Consider the following 12,379-nt stretch of genomic DNA (forward strand, 5'->3'; position numbering starts at 1 on the left):
GAGGCGGACGTCTTCGCTCGAAACGGGCGCTTGGGCTGTTTCGCTTGCGTCGATTTGATGTTCGGGAAGATTCCCGGTACGGCTCACCCCGCGTAATGACGCATCAAATTCGATCGTGGTTCTGTGAGACCGCTGAACGGGTCAAGGGCGGGCGAAGCCCGGCGAAGTGAACCCTTGATGCGCGGTGGTTTGACACGCTCTAGCATGGTTGGACGCCCGGCTTTATCGGGCTTCCAACCATGCGGAACTTGCTGCGAAAGATGGACACTCCGACGGTCGTGCTGTCCACTTTTTCGGCTGATCTGATGGACACCTCGCAGACAGCTGATCCCAGTATTTTCAAGGCTCCGGGCGATGTCCATTGTTTTTCTCTTGCGCGTAACGCCGGGAACCACGCGAAATCGTCGACTTCGCCGCTGCCGGGAAATTCCGCATCGAACCGCCGGCGCAGCGCGTCAAGCGAAGCGTCTCCAAGGACGGGCAATAATGCCGCGAACCGCGCCGGCGCCAGCCACGCCAGCTCCGCGAGTAGCGGCCACGCGGCATCCAGTCCCCCCGTCCGGTAGCGCGCCTCGGTCATCCATGCGAGCGGTGCCGGGATGCGCCACCACGATTCAATGCCCTCGACCGCTTCGATCGCGGCCGGCCAGTCGCCTGCCAGAAGCCATAGCGGTGCGGCATGACTGCCGGCATCGCTGCCGCGAAAGGCCAGGGTCGCGGCCCGCCGGGCAAGCGATCGCCAGCACGGTGCAATCCACGACTGCACCGCCTGCGCGGGGAGCGTCCGTCGGATTGCGGGTAGCACCTCGTCCTCGAGGTGACGGCGGGCGCTGTCCAGCGCTGCGTGATCAACCAAAGGCGCGGTCGATTCACTCTCGAGTTCCCGGACCAGCACGGTCATTGCGGGCAGCACGCCGTCGTCCGGGTAGTCGCCGGCGAGCCGTTCCAATGCCGTGCGTGCCGCCGTCGCATTACGCCGCTGCAGCTGCTCCAGTACGTCATTGCGCAGCATCACGTCGCGGCTGTCGGCGAAGATATCGAGCTGCTGCATGGTCGGCTGCATCGTCATCGCGCCCAGAAAAGTTGCCCTTCGAGACCGGCCAGATTAGCCCACTTCACCGCGCGGCGGAAGCTGCGGCCGTCTTCGTCGACCGACCCGATGATCACGCGCTGGCCGCCCGCTTCGGCGATCACGCGCACGGTCCGCTCGCCGTAGCGCATCAGCGCGCCGATCGGCGGGCAGACCGGGGCGTTGCGCCGGTTCCGCCCTGCTCGCCCGGCTTGTCCCTTCCGCGGGCGACTGCTGTTTTCCATCATGCCTGGCCCCGCTTCTTGCGGCGTGCCGCCGTCTTGCCGGATGGCGTGGAGGCGACCGGGATCTTGCGCGCCGGACCCGGTGTCCGCGCCGGGCGGGTCGCGGCCGGGCGTGCCGCGGCGGACTTCGAGCGGGTCGCCCGCCCTGCGCTGTCCTCTGCGTCGCGCAGGGCCGCCAGCTGTTGCTGCAGCGTCTGATTCGCGACCTGCACGGCGTCGAGCCGCCCCTGCAGCACGCCCGCCTGATGGCGCGCATCGCCGAGCTGCGCCTGCAGCGCCTCGACCGCGCGGCGATGGTCCGCCTCACGCCGGTCGGCCCGCCTCGTGATCTCGTCGATTTCCTTCTGCAGCTTCACGGCCGCACCGCGCTCGCGGTCGATCTCGAGCAGTGCGCGCTTTTCCGCGGCGCGCAGGCGCTCCTCCGCGCGTTCTGCCGTCTCGCGCAGCTTGTCCAGATCCCGCGAGAAGCCGTCGCGCGCCTTCTCCAGCTCGCGGTCGCGCGCCGCCGCCCCGGTCTTCAGCCGGCTGACCTCGGCCTCGAGCGCCTGCCGTGCCGCGTGGCCCTCGGCCTGCGCCTTCTCGAGTTCCCGGACCTCGACCTGTGCGGCGAGCAGCGCCGCGGTGCGCTGCTCGAGCGCCGTCTCCGTGCGGCCCAGCTCGTCCCGCGCGGCCGCGACCCGCAGTTCGGCTTCCGCGCGCTGGCCCTCCACTTCCGCCCGCAGCGCGTCGAGTTCCGCCTGCGCGGCCGCGGTCGCCCGCGTCCACAGCGTCGCGACCAGCTCCCCGGCCGCGGCGCCGAGATCGGCCGGCAGGTCCGGGTGCTCGACGCGCACCCGGCTCTTCTCGCGCAGGTCTGCCCAGAACTCGCCAAGCACCGCCGCGGGCGTGCCCATGCTGCCGCGCTTGACCAGTTGATAGAGCCGGTTCGCGGTCGGCGTCTGGCCGAAGCGGAAGAACAGCAGCGCGCAGACCTCGCGGTACAGCTCGCGCGTGTTCGGGAAGGCGGCCTTCAGCCGCCCGATCTCGGCCGCGAGGCGGGCGTCATCGGACGGCATATCGGGTGGAATGGCGGACGAAACAGCGGACAGGTCACCGGACATGGGCACGGAAGGACGTTGCGATGCGTCAATAATACAACGTAAAACGCACCATATCCAATCATGCAACGCCACTAATTTGACATTAACCCCATAATGTCCAAAAATAAAGGAATAATCGTGCCGCGGCCTGCTGCACCATTTATACAGGGACAGATTGGCTCCAGACGCGCTCCTGCAAACGCTCACCTTTCCCGGAAAAGCTCACCGTCATGGCCACGCTATCGTCAGCCAGCCTGGTGCTGGTGCACCCCGCCCCGCTGGAAAGGCTCGTGATCCCGGCTGCACTCGACGGCCACGCCGGGACCAACCGTGCCACCGGCGGCATCGCGCAGATCGCCGCCGCGAACGATCTCGAGGCGATCCGCGCGTGGCTCGCGCGCTTCGCCGACAAACGGACGACCTTCGACAGCTACCGCAAGGAAGCCGAACGGCTGCTGCTGTGGTCGCTCGTGCAGCTGGGCAAGCCGCTCTCGTCCCTCACCCACGAGGACTGCCTGCGCTACCAGCGCTTCGTCGCCGATCCGCAGCCGGCCGCCACCTGGATCGCCAACGCCGGTGCGGGCGGCGGCCGCAAGCATCCGCGTGGCGACGCCCGCTGGCGGCCGTTTCACGGCCCGCTGTCGCCCGCCAGCGTCCGTCAGGCGATGGTGATCCTGAATGTGCTGTTTTCGTGGCTGGTGCAGGCCGGCTATCTGGCCGGCAACCCGCTCGCGCTCTCGCGCCAGCGCACCCCGAGGGCGGCCCCGCGCATCACCCGCTATCTGGAGCCGGGCCTGTGGCAGGAGGTCAAGGACTTCATTGCGTCGATGCCGCAAGAGACCACCCGGGACCGCGCGCACTATCACCGCGTGCGGTGGCTCTTCACGCTGCTGTATCTGGGCGGCCTGCGCATTGCCGAGGCCGGCGGCAACACGATGGGCCAGTTCTTCGTGCGGCGCGACGCCGACGGGGCGATGCGCTGGTGGCTCACCGTGCATGGCAAGGGGGATAAGGAACGGCTCGTCCCGGCGACGCGCGAGCTGATGACGGAACTGTCGCGCTACCGGCAGCACCTGGGGATGACGGCCCTGCCCTCACCGAACGAGACGACGCCGCTCGTCCTCCACATAGGCGGCTCGGCGGGACGAACCGCAGGCAGCACAACGGAACCGGGCCGGACGAAAACTGAAGGCCCGTCACACCGGCCGCTGACGCGGGCCGCCCTGCACACGATCGTCAAGGGCGTGTTTGCCGGCGCCGCCAGGCGGCTGCGCGAACGTGACGAGGCATTTGTGGCACGCGCCGACCTGCTCGAAAAGGCCTCGGCGCACTGGCTGCGGCATACCGCTGGTTCTCACATGGCCGACCAGCAGGTGGATCTGCGGCTCGTGCGCGACAATCTCGGTCATGCGTCACTGACGACGACGAGCCTGTATCTTCATGTCGATAATGATCGCCGGCATCATGAAACCGACGAGAAACACCGCATCGACTGGTGAACTGACCCGGAACCGGCGTAGCCCACGGGCCCGTAACACGTTGCTCCAGAAACAGTCCAATACCCAGATCGCATGACGTATGCAAGAATTCTCGTGACACGTGCAGGCGTTTTCTCTTCAACTATGGAAAACTGTTGATCTTGAACCTCAGGTACTCGCGAATCGCCGCGGTGTGGGATTCATCCTCGTGAGCCAGAACAGCACGGTCGAATGCGTGATCACGCTCGCGACACTGGAAGCGCATTTCTGGCTCGAACCCCGAGCCAGTGACACCCGGATCCTGAAAACCTTCCGGGGTGGCTACGGCCGCATCCGCGCGATCGCCGAACGCAGGCTGCTCGCCCAACCGGCCACGCGGCTCGAATTGACGCCGGATGATTTCGCGCGTCCCTGAGGCGTTGCCTCATTGATGCAGGTCCTGACTGCGTGATACGCCACAGTGTTGGCCCCAAAAAAAGCCCGCCCTCTCATCGAGACCAAGGGTATCGTCACCCGTCGCGCGAATGCATGTGAGTGGAACGGGGCGAACACGCAATCCGATGCAGTCGCCCCAGGTAGCAGCGGCATGGACGTTAACGGCCCCGCGCATCTCTGTGGCGACGACGACCGATCGCCTCCCAGAGCTTTTTCGCCTGCGCCTGTGCAAACCGCGTGTGCTCATCCCGATGAACCTGGGATTCCCCGTGGGCCGTGTCATCCGGGGCGCCCGTCACTGGACGCCGCCTGAAGATATCCGAGAACTTTCGGGTCATGGCAACCTCCGATACGGCAGTGGTGCCGTATGTATTAGCAGTGTAGGTCGTTCGTCGGGTCCTGCGAGCTCAACGCTCCACCCGCCGGTGCGGCCCCGCACCGCGCCCGATAGAACTGCAGCCGGTCAAAAGCCAACATCCCCGCATCGTCTCCTTCAACCCTCCCGCCGGTTCGCTCCCGTAGCCATCCTGCTGCTGACCACGCGATGAACGCCCAGTCCCCGGCCATCCCACTGGGGCGTGTCGCATTGCCGCCCAGTCGATGCCTGGCGGCAATGCGACCCATGACGATCGGCGCACTTTCAACATGAGGCCGTGATGCAGGGACAACCTGGCTGCTGCAACGCCAGGTTCGCGGGCACATGATCAGCACCCAGCCCTTTCAGAAACTCCCTCAATCCAGAACACGCCTAGCCGGCAGGGTTGCCTGACCGTCTGGACGGTGCGAATTAAACGGGCATTGGCGACACCCTGACGCATACTAAAAGCCCGCATCTGCCCGTATCGTTGAAATGTCAAGCGATGACTGTGGCGGGTCACGAAGCCACGAACCACGACCGGAGGATTCCATGCGCATCACGCTCCATCTCGACACGTTCGACCGCATCGACCCGAATGCCTATGCGATCCTCTGGCTCGACTACGAAACCCACAATTGGTCGCGCGAAGGTCATGCCGGTCTCCCCCTTCCCGAATGGGGAAAACTGCGGGTCGATACCCGCGGCACGCTGGTCTGTGGCCGGCACGATGCGCGACCGCTGTTCGTCCTCGAAGGGCTCGCAATGGACGCACAAACCGGCCCCTTCGAAGGGCAATCAGGTGCAGCGCTCTGGTGCTGCAGTGAACACGAAAGCGGACCACGCGCTACGGGACACTGGCGGGTGCAGTGCGTCGACGGGGACAGCGTGCTTGCCGAACACAGCGTGTTCGCGGAGGACGACGGTCTGAAGCGAACCCACAGGCCGGCAACCGGTACAAGATGCGCGATCTGGGACTCACGGTCGATCTGAACTGTTGGGACCCGCAGCGTTGACGGCGTCCTTGAACGCCTTGCCGGCCGTAAATTTCACGGTCTTTGCCGCCGGAATGGTGATGGCCGCGTCCGTCGACGGGTTACGGCCCGTGCGTTCGGCGCGGGCGCCCGTCGAAAAGGAATCGACGCCGATCATCTGAACGGTATCGCCACGCGTGACGGCCGCCGTCAAGGTCTCGAGGATTGCGTCGATAGGTTCACCGGTGCTGGCCCTGCTTTCACCCGTGCCGGCGGCCACCGCATCAATGAGTTCCTGTTTGTTCATGCAAGAGCCCCTCCGATAAAATGCCCGCGCATCGCGGGACAGCTCACTCACACGATCGCAGTTGTACCGCATCCGGCAACCCGAAAGCTCGAGAAAGACATCGCCGCATTTCCCGCGCCCTGGTATCCCTTCCTTGTACGGACGATCCAGTGTCACTCGTTGCCGGCCGGGGTTTGGCGAAGCCGGGCACGCGTAGATGAATCTCAGACAGTTAGTTGCGCACAATCGCGATGTGAAGCATTGAATATGCAGGACGGCAGCGATATGCTTCGCCCCTACTGGGGTCGTGAAGACAAAGACGTATCAAAGGGAAACGAAACAATGCGACTGCGACGCATCACCGCACGACGTTCCGCCGTGCATGGCAAGGGACTGTTTGCGCTTCGGCCCATCGCCGCAGGCGAGCGGCTCATCGAGTACAAGGGTGAAGTGACCAGCTGGCGGCGGGCAGCGGCACGCCAGCGATCGGAGGCCGGCCATACGTTCGTGTTCGGTCTGTCTGACGGTCGCGTCATCGATGGCAGTCGGGACGGGAACAGCGCCCGCTTCCTGAACCATGCGTGCACACCCAACTGCGAGGCGATCGAGACGGGCGATCGCGTCTTCATCCACGCACTCACCGGCATCAGGCCTGGCGACGAACTTTTCATCGACTACAGTCTTGAGATCGACGGCGAGATGACCGAAGACATTCGCGCTCAGTACGCTTGTCATTGTGGCGATTCCGCCTGTCGTGGATCGATGCTTGGCAGTGAAACGACAGCGAAGTAAATGCGGCGTCCCTCATGCGTACATGGCTGCGTGGCGATAGCTAGCTCGCATGTCGGCAATACCGTTAGCATCGCCCCTGCACATCTCGTAGCGGTCCTCGGTGCCCTTTGCACTTCCAGCTGGTCCCTTGTCGCAGGGCAGATACCGTCGGTTCTCGTCAATTGGCAACGGCCGGTATGGTACGTCGAGCAGCCGCTCGGAAACTTCACTCAATGACAAGACGTCGGCCATAGTAGCCCGCCGGTGCGACCATCGACCAGCGGCGGCTATAGCCAGCTTTGCAGCCGTCAGACCCAGGAACGGTTTGCACGGCAGTTTTGCTGCCGTTGGAAAGGAGCAAGCGACTCTGAGCAGCGAATTGCCGTTACCGATTGCGTGCGCTCACTGTGGGTTTGCGGATTCAATCCGTCCATGCCACATTGGTGTTTATCGACGCATCGGCACGCGGTCTCGTGCGTTCGTGGCAGTCCTTGTGGAGCTTCAGTCCCCGGCTGGGCGTACCATCACGTCGCCGACAACCACTCCTCTCAGCCCCTCCCGTAACGCCGTGACATTTTCAACGCCGTTCAGTTGCTCGAACTCCCGCTGCGCTTCCCGCCAGAGGGGCGCCGCTCTGACGTGCAGGCGCCGTCGTTTTTCGGTAAGCTCAACGAGGCGGCTTCGGCCGTCTGTGGGCGACGGCCTGATCGTGACGAAGCCGTCGCGTTCAAGGAAGCCGACCATCTTTCCCATCGCCGTCCGTTCGATATCGAGCCGTTCGGCAAGGGCGTTGACCGCGGCACTTCCCACCTCGTCCAATGCTGCCAGCGTGAGGAATTGCGTGATGCGCAGGCCCGCCGGCTCGAGATGACTATCGTAGAGGCGGGAAATCTGCCTGCTTGCCTTCCTCACTGCGAAGCAGTTGCATTGATCGATTCCAAGCGGCTGGTCGAACGGCAACATCTGGTTCCACTCCTTACTTCCTTTGATTGCCAGGACGCTACGCGCACGCGCGAAGGTACGGCGATCATTTTCGACAAAAAACTGACGCCGAAGGCGCTGGTGTCAGTGTGATCTGCGCGCCTCGTCTCCAGTTCCGGAATCCAACTCTTGTGATCTGCAGCGTTCAAAGCCCCGCCGGCGGAGTGATGTAGCCGGGTACCTCAGCCGCAAGCGTGCTCTTCAGTATCGCTGTTCCCTCGTCGGCCATAATCTCGCTCTTGCCGGCGGTGAGTGCGTCATAGGTCTGTCGCACCACGTCCTCCGGGCTGGCTTTGGGTACATCAATGCCGTTGGTCAGGTCGGTATCCACGAACCCCACGTGCAGGCCGAGAACCTGAACGCCGCGCGCTTGCAGGTGAAAGCGAAGTTGATTCGTATAACTCCACGCTGCTGCCTTTGATGCAGCATAGGGTGTCAGACAGGGCCGCGGAAGCCAGAGGATGTCGGAAAGCACGTTAATGATCGCCGCATCCGGCCTGGCCGCTAATATCGGCTCGAATGCCTTTGTGACGCGCACTACGCCGTAGTAGTTCGTATCGAACATGCGAGCCGATTGCGCTTCTACGTCATGCGCCAGAGGCCCGTCGATCAGAGCGGCGATGCCCGCGTTGTTAACCAGCAGGGTCGTGTCTGCCGCCAGTTCCGCGGCTGCGGCGATCGACGCCGTGTCCGTAACGTCGATCCTGACAGGCACGATGCCCGGCTCTTCAAAGCCGTTCGTGTTACGCATACCCGCGTATGTCTTCGCCGCCCCGCGCCGGCGTGCCTCTCGTGCAAAAGCCAGACCCAGGCCGCGATTGGCGCCGGTGATAAAGACAGTGGCGTTCTTGACATCCATGACATGTTCCTCTTTTAAAGCTGCGTGCCTCCGGTGAGGCAACATCCGCCGCGGACCGGCGGGCGCGTGGTTCAAAGAAAAAGGCTTTCCGGAAACTGCTTTGAAAGTGTCTCCCGCAGATGAGCGGCGAGAGTCAGCACGGCGCCAAGTGGACTCATCCGGACGCTCACGCGCGGCACCGACCCGTCGGCGTTGCGGTCGACTACAACGGCCGCGCTCAGGTTCTCGCCGTTGGTCAGAACGGCCTCGTACTCGAGAACGAGCCGCGAACCGTCCGTCTGGACAAACGTGGGCGTCTGCAAGGCGTAGAAGGTTCCGACTGCGTCGACGGCCGCGCGGATTTCGTCACGTCCGATGACGGGGCCGCGCAATACCGAGCTGACCAACTCCGCGTCAGCAGTCAGATCGTCCAGAAACGGATGACGCTCATCTTGAGTGGATGACATGTTCAAACCTCGACCCGTTTGAGACCGCGCTCACGCGAATACGGCCCGGTTCTGCGTGACGAACTGCTGGACCGAGAGGGGCGGCTTTCCGGTAATTTTCTCGATGACGTCGTTGGTACCCGAGAAGACGCCGTCGCGGTAGTTCTGAGCGACCTCGACCAGATGCTGCGTGAGGAACGGCGGGAATTTGTAAAGGTTTTCCATCTTGATCTGGAACTCTTCGATGGAAGTCGGCGCGTATTCGATCCGTGCTCCGAGAACCTCGCTCATCGCTTCGGCGATCTCGGTATGGTTCATCTCGACGGGGCCATGGAGTGCGTAGGTCTTGCCCTCGTGGCCTTCGGGGTTAGCCAGGACATGAGCGGTAACCCGCCCCTGATCATCAGCGGCGATGTGTGCGTGACGACCGTCGCCGAAGGGAAATTCAATCTTCCTTCGTGGCCCAGATTTCCTTCGCAAAATGCGGATAGACGAGCCAGTCGGCAAAGAAGGTTGGACGGAGATGTGTAGTGGGAACGCCTGACCAATCAAAGACCCGCTCCGAAATCCAATGATCCTGGGCCGCGTGGCTCTTCGACTCCCGGCGCGCGGAAATCTGCGACATGAGAACCGGGCCGAAATACTTGTGAGCGGTGCAACCGGACGGACCGTAGGTATTGCTATCGACGAATTGCTCAAGATGGGCAGACGCGTGCGGGCATATGTGCGTACAGACGACGATCGGGCAGCCGCCCTGAGGCAGCGCGGAGTCGATATCGCCGTCGGGGACTTCACCGACATCAATGACATCCGCGCAGCCATGGAAGGAATCCGATCGGCCTATTTTCTTCATCCGATCGCGCCGGGAATCATCGGAGCTGCCGCCTATTTCGCGCAGGCCGCGAAGGGAAGCGGGCGTCACGGCGATCGTCACTTCGCTCCGTTTGAATGTAAGAGCATATGCTCTCTTGCGACCAACGCATCTGCTCTTACTGTCAAGATATTTTTGTCCGCGCAGGAGCCGGTACCGCGCACCTGGGAACGTGCTTCCGCCCAGTGTCCGGCGGCTTCCGAATGTGAATCGGCCGTTGGAAAATGATGGCTTTGTGTGCCTTGCGACCGTCAGCTAGTGGCCGGGTCCTGTCCGATACACATCGCATATCCCGAGATTCGCGTGTCGACGGCGGTGTCCGGCAGCACGCGACCCTATGCGGTCCTTCAGAGAGCTTGTCCGAATGTCACAACCTGCGGGAAAAGCGGCCGTTCACCGCTCCCGACTACGCATACGCTTAGGGGCGCATGAGCGACCCATCGTCTAACGTTTGGCGCTATCCCAACGAACGTGTTATGTCCAAAGCGGGGCCGTGGGGAGCCAGCGGCAAAAAATTGTCCCAGGGAATCCAGGCCAGCCAATCACCCGACGCGGGGAGGAATCCAGAAGGCAGGGATCATCTCTTTCCCGCTCCGCCGTGCTCCATCGCCGCAGCCTGGCGATCATGCCCAGTGGCGCTGCGCCAACCTGTATCACATGCCGGAAGCAAGTTGTTTGCAAATTCCATAAAGCACTGTTCCAGAACGGGACCTTAATCGCGATCGGTGTTGTGTCGTTATTTGTAGGTATTCAGCCGATGCGCGCTCAGACCAGTGCGTTTCACGCCGTCTCCTACCCGTCGATCAAGCCTGAAAGGTTCGTAATCCTATGAAACTGTCTTTCGCCCAGAAGCTCTGGCTGCCGCTGATCCTTGGAGTGCTGTGTCTCGCCGGGATATCGATCTATGACGCTTACCACACACGAGAAATGCGGCTGGCTGAGCGCAAGGCCGACCTCAAACACGCGTCGGAGATTGCCCTGAGTGTCGTCAAGACCTTTGGCGATCAAGTCACCGCCGGCTCCATGCCGCTCGCGGAAGCACAGAAGCGGGCCATGGACAGTATCCGGAACATGCGGTACGGCGAAGACGGCTATTTCACGATCCTCAATTCACAGCCGACGGTCCTGATGCACCCCACGAAACCGGAGCTGAATGGCAAGGACGTTGGCAGCTACAGGGATCCGGACGGTGCTTACTTGTTCAGGGACATGGTCGCCGTCACCAAGCGCGACAGCGCCGGCTTTACCGCGTATGCGTTTCCGAAACCGGGAGCGACCGCAGCCTCGCCGAAAATCGCCTATAACGTGACCTATCAGCCGTGGGACTGGATTATCAACACGGCGATCTATGTCGACGACGTCGATGCGGCATTCCGCTCGTCGCTGTACCAGAGCCTCGGGATTCTGGTGGTACTGGCGGCAGCCCTGTCGACCGTCGTCGTGTTGCTCAACCGCGGCATCCTCCGCTCACTGGGCGGCGAGCCGTCCTATGCCGCCGAAATCGCCAACCAGATCGCCAGTAACGATCTGACTGCCGTGGTGAGGACGGCACCGGATGACCGCTCAAGCCTGCTGTTTTCGATGAAGCGCATGCAGGAGCAGCTCACGCAGACGATCGGCACGATCAAGGTTTCGGCCGACTCGATTGCCATCGCCACTCGATCGCGTCCAGCATGGAGCAACTGACTTCGACCGTCACCCAGAATGCCGACAACGCCAGTCAGGCCAACCAGCTCGCCGCGCAGGCCGCCCAGGTGGCGGAACAGGGCGGCACCGTGGTGTCGCGCGTGGTGGAAACCATGGAGGGCATCAACGCCAGTTCGGACAAGATTGCCGACATTGTCGGCATCATCGAGGGCATCGCCTTCCAGACCAATATCTTGGCGCTGAATGCGGCTGTCGAAGCGGCGCGGGCGGGTGAGCAGGGGCGGGGTTTTGCGGTGGTGGCCTCGGAAGTGCGGTCGCTCGCGCAGCGCTCCTCGGCGGCAGCCAAGGAAATCAAGGAGCTGATCCACGATTCCGTGGAGCGGGTCCGGGCAGGCGCCGGCCATGTGCAGGAAGCCGGAACAAAGATGCGCGAGATCACCCACGAAATCAGACGGGTGACCGACATCATGGGTGAAATCACCGCCGCCTCGCAGGAACAGAGCAAGGGCATCGGTCAGATCAACCAGGCCGTCACCCAGATGGACGAAGTCACTCAGCAGAACGCGGCCCTGGTCGAAGAGGCTGCGGCAGCGGCCAGCTCGCTTGAGTTACAGGCAAGCGACCTGAAAGCCGCCGTTTCGATGTTCAGGCTGGACGTATCGCGCGACGCCGGCGCCACGAGGGCTGTCGCGCAGGTGCACACGGCGGCACCGGTCACGCCATCCCTGAAGCGGCCTGCATCGCAGCCTGTTCGGGTGACGCAAACCGACAAGGCTGGCGAATGGGACAGCTTTTAGGCTGCCAGCCATATCACGGTGACTGGCCGGCAGGGCAAACCGCGTCCTTCGGTGCCGACAACGAAGGTTCGCACGCCCCTTTGCCCAACGTTGAAACCAGAGACGAC

At 63.1% G+C, this 12,379-nt stretch carries 11 protein-coding genes and 3 pseudogenes; 6 read left to right on the top strand and 8 right to left on the bottom strand.

Features of this window, described 5'->3' with window-relative positions:
- Window positions 1-199: 199 nt before the first annotated feature.
- Genes SB822_RS30705 through SB822_RS30715 form a run of 3 tightly spaced genes read right to left on the bottom strand, consistent with a single transcriptional unit; the run spans window position 200 to window position 2,414 of the window.
- Window positions 200-1,051 (bottom strand): hypothetical protein, encoded by an 852-nt coding sequence (locus SB822_RS30705; RefSeq protein WP_410856289.1) that lies wholly within the window; start codon window positions 1,049-1,051, stop codon window positions 200-202.
- Between the two features lie 14 nt (window positions 1,052-1,065).
- Window positions 1,066-1,317, bottom strand: a complete 252-nt coding sequence (locus SB822_RS30710; protein ID WP_410856290.1) for a hypothetical protein — start codon at window positions 1,315-1,317, stop codon at window positions 1,066-1,068.
- On the bottom strand, window positions 1,314-2,414 hold the full coding sequence (locus SB822_RS30715) for a DNA-binding protein (RefSeq protein ID WP_410856291.1): 1,101 nt from the start codon (window positions 2,412-2,414) through the stop codon (window positions 1,314-1,316). Before SB822_RS30715 ends, SB822_RS30710 begins: the two co-directional genes overlap by 4 nt.
- A gap of 209 nt (window positions 2,415-2,623) precedes the next feature.
- On the opposite strand from SB822_RS30715, the gene SB822_RS30720 reads away from it, so the two are divergent.
- From SB822_RS30720 to SB822_RS30730, 3 genes are all read left to right on the top strand, one after another.
- Complete coding sequence (locus SB822_RS30720) at window positions 2,624-3,892, top strand: tyrosine-type recombinase/integrase (protein WP_410856292.1); 1,269 nt, start codon at window positions 2,624-2,626, stop codon at window positions 3,890-3,892.
- A gap of 100 nt (window positions 3,893-3,992) precedes the next feature.
- Window positions 3,993-4,286, top strand: a complete 294-nt coding sequence (locus SB822_RS30725; RefSeq protein WP_410856293.1) for a DUF1488 family protein — start codon at window positions 3,993-3,995, stop codon at window positions 4,284-4,286.
- 927 nt (window positions 4,287-5,213) lie between these two features.
- On the top strand, window positions 5,214-5,654 hold the full coding sequence (locus tag SB822_RS30730) for a DUF3564 family protein (RefSeq protein WP_410856294.1): 441 nt from the start codon (window positions 5,214-5,216) through the stop codon (window positions 5,652-5,654).
- Here SB822_RS30730 and SB822_RS30735 read toward each other — a convergent pair.
- A complete protein-coding gene (locus tag SB822_RS30735; RefSeq protein WP_410856295.1) occupies window positions 5,640-5,942 on the bottom strand; it encodes an HU family DNA-binding protein in 303 nt (100 codons plus the stop codon). The genes SB822_RS30730 and SB822_RS30735 overlap by 15 nt on opposite strands.
- Before the next feature lie 321 nt (window positions 5,943-6,263).
- Between SB822_RS30735 and SB822_RS30740 the strand changes: the two genes are divergently transcribed.
- Entirely contained in the window at window positions 6,264-6,713 is a 450-nt protein-coding gene (locus SB822_RS30740; RefSeq protein ID WP_410856349.1) for an SET domain-containing protein, read from the top strand.
- Window positions 6,714-7,193: 480 nt separating this feature from the next.
- Here SB822_RS30740 and SB822_RS30745 read toward each other — a convergent pair whose 3' ends face one another.
- From SB822_RS30745 to SB822_RS30760, 4 genes and pseudogenes are all read right to left on the bottom strand, one after another.
- Entirely contained in the window at window positions 7,194-7,655 is a 462-nt protein-coding gene (locus SB822_RS30745) for a MarR family winged helix-turn-helix transcriptional regulator (RefSeq protein WP_410856296.1), read from the bottom strand.
- Window positions 7,656-7,818: 163 nt separating this feature from the next.
- Window positions 7,819-8,532 (bottom strand): SDR family oxidoreductase, encoded by a 714-nt coding sequence (locus tag SB822_RS30750; protein WP_410856297.1) that lies wholly within the window; start codon window positions 8,530-8,532, stop codon window positions 7,819-7,821.
- 71 nt (window positions 8,533-8,603) lie between these two features.
- Complete coding sequence (locus tag SB822_RS30755; protein WP_410856298.1) at window positions 8,604-8,978, bottom strand: hypothetical protein; 375 nt, start codon at window positions 8,976-8,978, stop codon at window positions 8,604-8,606.
- Window positions 8,979-9,008: 30 nt separating this feature from the next.
- A pseudogene (locus SB822_RS30760) lies at window positions 9,009-9,588 on the bottom strand (NmrA family transcriptional regulator); the annotation flags it as partial.
- Here SB822_RS30760 and SB822_RS30765 point away from each other — a divergent pair.
- Both SB822_RS30765 and SB822_RS30770 read left to right on the top strand, forming a co-directional pair.
- Window positions 9,529-9,913: pseudogene (locus SB822_RS30765) on the top strand (NAD(P)H-binding protein); the annotation flags it as partial. The pseudogenes SB822_RS30760 and SB822_RS30765 overlap by 60 nt on opposite strands.
- 743 nt (window positions 9,914-10,656) lie before the next feature.
- Window positions 10,657-12,272, top strand: a pseudogene (locus SB822_RS30770) (methyl-accepting chemotaxis protein).
- Window positions 12,273-12,379 lie beyond the last annotated feature (107 nt).

Source organism: Paraburkholderia sp. SIMBA_054 (assembly GCF_046534875.1).
Classification (GTDB): Bacteria; Pseudomonadota; Gammaproteobacteria; order Burkholderiales; family Burkholderiaceae; genus Paraburkholderia; species Paraburkholderia hospita.

Excerpts from the sequence above, each read along its gene's own strand:
- SB822_RS30705 (WP_410856289.1), bottom strand. The coding sequence starts at position 1,051 with ATGCAGCAGCTCGATATCTTCGCCGACAGCCGCGACGTGATGCTGCGC.
- SB822_RS30710 (WP_410856290.1), bottom strand. The coding sequence starts at position 1,317 with ATGATGGAAAACAGCAGTCGCCCGCGGAAGGGACAAGCCGGGCGAGCA.
- SB822_RS30715 (WP_410856291.1), bottom strand. The coding sequence starts at position 2,414 with ATGTCCGGTGACCTGTCCGCTGTTTCGTCCGCCATTCCACCCGATATG.
- SB822_RS30720 (WP_410856292.1), top strand. The coding sequence starts at position 2,624 with ATGGCCACGCTATCGTCAGCCAGCCTGGTGCTGGTGCACCCCGCCCCG.
- SB822_RS30730 (WP_410856294.1), top strand. The coding sequence starts at position 5,214 with ATGCGCATCACGCTCCATCTCGACACGTTCGACCGCATCGACCCGAAT.
- SB822_RS30735 (WP_410856295.1), bottom strand. The coding sequence starts at position 5,942 with ATGAACAAACAGGAACTCATTGATGCGGTGGCCGCCGGCACGGGTGAA.
- SB822_RS30740 (WP_410856349.1), top strand. The coding sequence starts at position 6,264 with ATGCGACTGCGACGCATCACCGCACGACGTTCCGCCGTGCATGGCAAG.
- SB822_RS30745 (WP_410856296.1), bottom strand. The coding sequence starts at position 7,655 with ATGTTGCCGTTCGACCAGCCGCTTGGAATCGATCAATGCAACTGCTTC.
- SB822_RS30750 (WP_410856297.1), bottom strand. The coding sequence starts at position 8,532 with ATGGATGTCAAGAACGCCACTGTCTTTATCACCGGCGCCAATCGCGGC.
- SB822_RS30755 (WP_410856298.1), bottom strand. The coding sequence starts at position 8,978 with ATGTCATCCACTCAAGATGAGCGTCATCCGTTTCTGGACGATCTGACT.